The following is a 1,118-nucleotide window of genomic DNA, read 5'->3' on the forward strand; positions in this document are numbered from 1 at the left end:
TATAGCAATCCTAGATAGCTTGTGGGAATAAGGAGAAGCCGATAAGCTAGAGAAACCTTTGTAGTTGCTCTCTCAATTCTGATGGATAGCTTAAGCCAATTTATTGCCAGCACAAGTGACGCAAGAGAACTCAAACGTGCCCTAGCCGTGCAAATGCGGCAACAAGGTTATCCTTACCAACAGATTGAAGCACTGCTGGAGGTATCACAGAGTTTCATTAGTAAATGGCAGCAACTGTATCGGCAGCAAGACATAGATGCACTCAAGTTAGGATACTGGGGTACGCAAGGCTATTTAAATGATGTTGACAAACAAGCAGTGATGGAATGGCTACGGCAGCGCCAAACCTGTCAGCTCGAAGAGTTGGTCACTCACCTCGACCTCAGTTATGGAGTCGTCTTTAAGTCGCAACAGAGTTACTACGACTTGCTACATCAAGCCGGACTCTCGTGGAAGAAGACACAATCGGCACGTCCCCAGAAGGACGAGCTGCAAGTCGCCCAAAAAAACACGAGATTGTGGAGTTACTGATGAGATGGCGCACCCAAATCGCTTCTGGGCAAGTGCGGGTGTTGTTGATTGATGAATGCCATTTGCTATGGGGCGATGCCTGTGGCTATGTTTGGGGTCAAACCAACCAACGCATTGACGTACCAATTGCCTCCGAACGGCAGCGCCAGACCTACTATGGTGCGTTTGATTACGGCAGCAAGCAGTTTTATGTTCAAGCCTACGATGCTGGGAATACGGATAATACAATTGCCTTTTTAAACTATCTGCGCTCTCTCGATGAGCCAGCCCGTTTGCTAGTGATTTGGGATGGTGCAAGCTACCATCGGTCACACCAGTTGCGAGAGTTTTTGGCTGCTATCAATGCTGGACTACCCTATGAAGACTGGAAGATTGAGTGTATTCGCTTTGCCCCTCATGCTCCTGAACAAAACCCCGTTGAGGACATTTGGTTACAGGCTAAACAATTCATTCGCAAGTTCTTTATGTTGTGCAAGTCCTTTGCAGTGGTGAAGTATCTGTTTGAGTTTGTCACCCATCAGCAATACTTTACTTTTGACAAGGCATTTATGTATGGATAACCATACATCCTATTTAGGATTGCTATA

1 protein-coding gene is annotated in these 1,118 nt (G+C 46.3%); it reads left to right on the forward strand.

Annotation, left to right across the window (positions count from 1 at the left end):
• Positions 1-81: 81 nt before the first annotated feature.
• Positions 82-1,091, forward strand: a protein-coding gene (locus DSM107010_RS43500) for an IS630 family transposase (protein ID WP_409197246.1) whose coding sequence is annotated in 2 segments (ribosomal slippage) — positions 82-502 and positions 502-1,091 — 1,011 coding nt in all. Because the reading frame shifts where the segments join, the coding sequence is not laid out codon by codon here.
• Positions 1,092-1,118 lie beyond the last annotated feature (27 nt).

This window comes from Chroococcidiopsis cubana SAG 39.79 (assembly GCF_003991895.1).
Taxonomy (GTDB): Bacteria; Cyanobacteriota; Cyanobacteriia; order Cyanobacteriales; family Chroococcidiopsidaceae; genus Chroococcidiopsis; species Chroococcidiopsis thermalis.